Here is a 6,962-nt window from a genome sequence, read left to right as displayed (position 1 = left end):
AACCACCGTGTACTTGATCTGCTCGCCATTTTTATTCACGTCGAGGTCTTTCCAAGTGTACGCCCAGTCATTCTGCGCGTTAAGCTTAACCGGGTCTCCATAGGACTCCCCATCAGCCATAAGCTGCACTGTTACGGAGTCAGGACGAATGCCGTCCTGGTTATCTTGGTCATCCCATTTCTTCTCGACGGAGACATTAGTCTGCGCAATCTTATGGGTGTTGGTGATGATGTAGCCGCCTTCCGCTTCGCTGATAGTTGGCGTATAGCCTTTTACCTCATCCTCAACCACCGTGTACTTGATCTGCTCGCCATTTTTATTCACGTCGAGGTCTTTCCAAGTGTACGCCCAGTCGTTCTTCGCGTTAAGCTTAACCGGGTCTCCATAGGATTCCCCATCAGCCATAAGCTGCACTGTTACGGAGTCAGGACGGATGCCGTCCTGGTTATCTTGGTCTTCCCATTTCTTCTCGACGGAGATAGCAGTCCTTTCGACCTCATGAGTATTGGTTACAACAAAGCCATCTTTTACGCTACCGGTAACCTCAAAGGTATACTCACTAGTATTGATTTGCTCTTTAACGGTATAGAGAATATACATACCAGCGTCCTTGTATTTATCAAGCCCTGTAAAGGTGTCACTCCAGTTATTATCAGCGCTCAACGTAACCGTCTTACCAGTGTCTACTCCGTCAGCCAGTAGGCTCACAATTACAAAGTTAGGGCGGATTCCGTCTTGGTTTTCCTTATCATCCCAAGCCTTAGTTACCGTCACAGAAGTCTGCTCTGGCGTGTAGGAGTTTTTGATGTTCGTACCAGTAATCTCAGTGCTATAATCATCAACTGCTTCCTCAGTCACAGTGTAGACGATTTCTTTGCCATTCTCAAACTTGGCTAGGTCGATAAATTTGTAGGTCCAATTACCATTCTCACCAGCCATTACGTCCATCTCTTTAACCTTTTTACCGTTGGCCAATAGGTTTACCGTAATACTGATAGGACGCTTGCCGTCTTGGTTATCCGCATCTTCCCACGTTTTTGTACCAGAGATGTCTACCGTCTCAGGTGTGTGGGTGTTAGTGACCGTATATTCGATATCGCCATCTTCGTTCACGCTGCTCGTAATATCAGTATCATAACCATCGATTGCTACTTCCTTGATGGTGTACTTGACTTTCTGACCTTTATAATACTTAGGAAGTGGTCGAAGCCCTTCGGTTCCCCAACTGAACTTCCAGTTGCCAACTTTGTCGGCCTCCACGTCCGTGTAACCAATCTGGTCCGTCCTCTCGACCTCGCCCTCCATAATGGTGGAGTACAGGTAAATCCTGATGGACGATGGACGGATGCCGTCCTGGTCGTTCTTGTCATTCCAGACCTTTTTGCCAGAAACCTCAATGGTCTCACGCTCGTGGGTATTGGTGATCGTGAAGCCTGTTGTGGCATCACCAGTAACCTTTGAAGTGTAGCCATCTGGCACATCAACTTCCTCAACGGTATAAGTGATTGGCTCGCCTTCAGAATTCACATAAAGATCACTCCATCTGTAGGTCCAGTTGTTCGCCTCACTCAGATCGACCGGATCGCCATATGCTAATTCGTCGGCATAAAGCTGCACGGAGATGGAATCCGGACGGATTCCGTCTTGGTTGCGGCTGTCATCCCAAACTTTGGTCACGTTCACGCTCGTCTTGTCAGGCGTATGGGTATTCGTGATGTTAAAGCCGTCAACATTGGTCGTATAATCTGTTACCGCATTCTCGGTCACCGTATACTTGATTTCCTGACCACTTTTGTACTTAGGAAGGTTCTCAAAGCTGTACTCCCAACTCTCTTCGGCCGTTACGGTCACGCTATCAACCTTGGTGCCATCCGCCAACAAGTTCACCGTGATGGACTCTGGACGCTTGCCGTCCTGATTATCGGCGTCGCTCCACATTTTGATGCCGGAAACGCTCGTAGTAACAGGTATATGGGTGTTAGTGACCGTAAAGCCAACGGCAGCGTCACCCGTAATCTCAGTCGTATAGCCCTCGATTGTGTCCTCTGCAACAGTGTAGGTTATCAACTTACCATTCTCATACACCGGGAGATTATCCCATTTGACTTCCAGGTGCTTTTCTTCAGCAAACTTGGAAATGACCTTCTCCTTGCCAGCCAACTCGATAAAGGAAGAATCGCCCTCGACCTTCTTCATCAACCTAAGTGTCACATCGGTGCGAATCCCGTCTTGATTGTTGTTGTCAACCCATACCTTCTTAGCCGAAATGCTCGTGGTCTTGGGAGTATAGGAGTTGGTGATCGTGTAACCAGCCTCCGCAGATCCTGTGACGGATGCCTTGTAACCATTCACATCTGCCTCGGCTACAGTGTAGGCGATGTCTTTTCCGTTGCTATCCTCAACAGGTAGACTCACAAAGGCTCCGCTCCACCCATTTTCATTGCTCAGAGTGAGGGTCTTGCCTGTGACTGCCACGTTATCAGCATATAGCTGCACGGTAACAGAAGCAGGACGAATACCATCTTGATTGCCGGCATCATCCCACACCTTGGTCACATTAACGGATGTGAAAGCTTCCTTGTAGATATTTTCTACGAGCAAGGTGACAGTCTTGGCGTTTGAGCCTATTTTGAATTCAGACGAGGTTGTGGAGTCGACATCATTAATGAGCACATCGTCAAGCTTGTAGCCATCAATAACGGCATTGCCCGCGCTTACATTTTCGACGATGTAGTACGTGCCATATGGCAGATCTGTCGAGGCAAGGCCCATGCTACCCGTACCCGTAGACACCACAACAGTGTCAACCTTTTCGTTATTGCTGTTGTAAACGTCGAACGTATACGTGCCGCTAGTGACAGCAAGCGGTTTGCCATTTTCGTCAACCAGGTTCTTTTGGATAGTCAATATACCCATGTTTTCGGCAGAGCTTCCAAGTACAAAGTCAAGACCGGCGCTCTTTTCAAACTGTTTCGGCGTTCCATCACTGTTACGATCGCGAATACCTGGGCAGTCATTCTCAGCCTGCCAGTAGTTGAAAGTAGCCGTAAAGGACATCGGTACCGTGTACTTGGTTCCGGATTCTGAAATGAACGTGACAGTTTTCTTTAGGACAACGGTATACTTGACCGGATTAGAGGCCGTACCGACCGGATAGCTGCCACCAATACGGAACTGTCGGATGCCCGAAGCACCCGTGCTGGTCGAAATATCTTTAAAGTCAGGGCTGAAGTTCTTAAAAGTTTCTCCACCCTGCGTTGCCGTAATAGTTACGTTAGAGCTTGTGAAATCACCACTCACTAGCTTAAGATTCTCCGTAAGCGTTTCATTTCCGACGGTCAGCTTTGCTTCCACAGTGATACCGATGTCGATATGATTGGCGGTACCTGAAACTGCTCTTTCAGTAGCAAAAGTCGCCTCCTCTGACTCCTCATCCTCAGTTGTAGTTTCTTCTTCATCTACTAAAATCGTCACCGCTTTAGCATCTTGAATTTCTACAGATTTTCCATATTCTACAATATCTTCGTCATTTTGCTCGTCCTCTTGTTCTTGATCTTTCTGTTCTTCTGCGGATTCTACTTTCTCCACTTCTTGAGAAGCGACTACATTATCTTCTGTATCTGTTGCTTCATCAGACACCACTTCTTCTTGGGCTGTGATCTGAACTGCAGCAGATGAAGTACCTCCATTCTCAGAAGTTAAGATTGCTGTTCCGCTTCCCGCCTCATTAGCAGCAACGTTGACTGTAAGCGTTTTGCTGCTGCCTTCCTTCCATGTAAAACTCATGGTTTGGTCTTGTTGGGTCGCGATGTCCACATTACCTTGGCCACCGGCAATTCCCTTAATGCTTAATCCACCGTTTACAGTGAATGTAAGCATACCAGAGTCTCCTCCTGTATCACTCAGTGTTGCTGTCAGCGTGTCGCCTACTTTAGCTTCAGTTTGGTTAAAGCTCACGTTGACGGATGATCCTTCAGCGTTCACGTACTGAGCGACAGGAGTTAGAATAGTTTGGACAAGAAGAAAGATGAGCGTCAGAATGGAGAATACTCTCTTTTGCTGACGTTTCTTCTTGTAGGTCTTCGTTCTTGACACATTCATGCTTCACACACCCTTATTAAGTTTTTGACTGAGAACTCCTAAATTGTTTTTTAGCACCACCCTTAAAATTTAATAAGCTAAAATTATTCCATAATATAGTATTTTAGAATAATATTTTAACTTTCAGTCACTATTATATAAAATATTCTAAAAGTTTTCATTACATTTAATATTATAAAACTGTTATTTTAATATATAAAATTTATAAAAAAGCAACGTATGTAAATCTTAAAAGGCGGCACCTAAATCCGGTGCCGCCTTCCTTACTCGTTACTGACCATCTGATTTATTTATTTTTTTGCTCTAGTATAATATAAACCGATGCCAGCAAACATGAACATAACTAATGCTAAGAAGAGGTTCAATCCATCGTCGCCAGTTTTTGGATTGACGATATCCTTCACAGTCGCCATTACCTTTTCGGGTGTGGTTGGCTCTTCCATCTCAACAGCCACTCCTAATACATCTGTGACTATGACCGTTGCGGTAGCTTCTTCGACGATTTCTTCCCCATCAATCGTTACCTTCGCTACTGCAAGATTGGTTAATTCACCGATATCATCACTAGTCGCTTCGTGGGTAACTGTCAATGTTTTTGTTTCCCCTACATCAAGCTGGCTGATTGTTTCATCAAGGCCAACCATTTCATCGATGACCTTCACATCAGTCAATGCTTTATTGCCTGTGTTGGTGACATCGATTGTGTAGGTGATGGTTTCACCTACTTCAACTTCGTCTTTGTCGGCTGTTTTGTTGATTTCGAAACCATAGGTTGGATCGACGATAATGGTCACTTCATCTCCAGCAGTAACCCCTGTATCACCATCTTTGACAGTGGCGGTATTTGTATAAGCTGTGTCACCGAGATCGCTTTCCGGAATCACGTATGTGGCATGGAATTCCTTGGTTTCTCCAACAGCTAAATTAAACTCGCTACCGTCATAGTCTTCCACTGATAAATCTACAATCTTCTCGTCTTTCGTGAAGACATCTTCAAGAGTCAATCCTGTCAAATCAACATTGCCATCATTCGTCACCTTGATGGTGTAGTTGACAGTATCACCTTGTTCATAGTGCGTTTTATCAGCAGTTTTTTCTACTTTAAGGCTAGGGTCATCCTCAACAGTGACGGTGACATCATCTTCGAACGTCATATCCCCAACTTCGAGTGTAACAACATTCGTGTATGTTGTACCGCCTTTGTCTGCTGCTGGAATCTTGAAGTAAACATCGAACACTCTTGTATCCCCTACAGCCAAGTCGAATGGACCATCATAGCCCTCAGCAGTTAACTGATCAATATCGCTGTTGCCGTCTTTGGAGAATACACCATCCAGGGTAATATCTTTCATGTCCACATTGCCATCATTGGTTACCGTAATGGTGTAGTGAACAGTTTCCCTGTTTTTGTATTCTTCCTTATCGGTAGTCTTTTCAACGTCTAGGTGTGGTTCTTTTGCGACTGGTACTGTCACTTCATCCTCATCATAGACTTTGTCACCCACGCTGACAGTAACAGCATTGATGTACGTTGTGCCACCTTTGTCTGTTTCCGGAATCTTATAAGTTGCAGTGAACTCCACTGACTTGCCAACAGCCAAGTTAAAGGCTCCTTCATATCCCTCCACAGTCAATTGATCGATGCTGCTGTCGTCATTTTTACTGAATACATCTTCCAGGGTGATTCCTTCCATTTCCACATTGCCATCATTCGTTATCTTGATGGTGTAGTGGATGATTTCCCCGTTTTTGTATTCTTCTTTGTCGGTTGTTTTATCGACTTTAAGGCTAGGGTTTTCTTTGATGTTTTCAATCTTCATCGCGACTGGCTGGTCTTTATTATCAATCGTAACGGTCCATTCATTCTCCTCTGGAAGCAGGTAGCCAGCTGGAGCATTCATTTCTTTTAATGTATATTCTCCATACTGTAGTTCAACAAATTGCACTACCCCATTCTTATCAGATTTAGCAGTTTTGACATTACCATCTTCACCAGTGAGAGTAAATGTTGCACCTTCTAAGACTGTATTATCGTCTTTGGAGTCAACTTTCAATACTTCTAGGCTTCCTACAGGCTCATAGCTGTTGGTGAAGATTACTTTGGTTGTGTTATTTTTGCTTACAACTACTTCACCTTCAAGTCCCTGAACAGCTTCTTCTCCTGCTTGGTAGCTGGTTTCTTTGTATTTATAGTTCTGAGCAGCATAGGCTTTACCAGAATCAGCTTCTTTAATTGTGTATTTACCAGGTTTCAAGCCTACGAGTTTTGTAGTGCCTTCTGCAGGCAATGTGATTACTTGTTCATAATCCTCGCCTGTAATCGTAAACGTAAACTTGGCTCCTGCTGTATTTACCTCACCAGCAGACACGCCGGTAACTTCTTTCTCCACCGTTAAGCTGCCAAGCTCGTAGCTGTTGGTGATGTCGAAGCCGTTAATAATGCCTGTGTAACCCTCTACAGCATCCTCGGTAACGGTATACACAATCTCTTTTCCGTTTGCGAACTTATCAAGATCAGTGAAACTGTAGGTCCAGTTGCCATCTACGTCGGCTTTCACAAGCTTAGTAGCAACCTTAACGCCATCGGCCAACAGGTTCACGGTGATGGTGTAAGGGCGCTTACCATCCTGGTTCTCCTTGTCATCCCATGTTTTTGTACCAAGGACGGAGATTTTCTCCACCTCGTGCTTGTTGATGATGTCGAAACCAGCAATCGTAGTCTCGTATCCAGCGATCTCGTCCTCGCTCACGGTGTAGGTGATTACCTTACCGTTCGCATACTTGTCCAGGTTATCGAAGCTGTACTTCCAGTCATCTTTGGCCGTTACGGTTTTGCTGTCGACCTTGGTTCCGTTGGCCAA

Annotated in this window: 2 protein-coding genes (1 of these 2 cut by a window edge); both read right to left on the bottom strand. The window is 45.1% G+C overall.

Features of this window, described 5'->3' with window-relative positions:
• On the bottom strand, positions 1 to 2,772 hold the 5' portion of the coding sequence (locus CYL18_RS02590) for a Cna B-type domain-containing protein (protein ID WP_456238402.1). 2,532 nt of this gene lie to the left of the window's left edge; only the first 2,772 of its 5,304 coding nucleotides appear in the window; the start codon lies at positions 2,770 to 2,772; its stop codon lies off the left edge, out of view.
• 1,619 nt (positions 2,773 to 4,391) lie between these two features.
• The coding region (locus tag CYL18_RS19190; RefSeq protein ID WP_161497063.1) for a DUF7507 domain-containing protein at positions 4,392 to 6,962 on the bottom strand (2,571 nt) is incomplete at its 5' end.

The sequence above is a fragment of the Pradoshia eiseniae genome, assembly GCF_002946355.1.
Classification (GTDB): domain Bacteria; phylum Bacillota; class Bacilli; order Bacillales; family Pradoshiaceae; genus Pradoshia; species Pradoshia eiseniae.
This window is presented reverse-complemented; position numbering and strand designations above follow the sequence as displayed.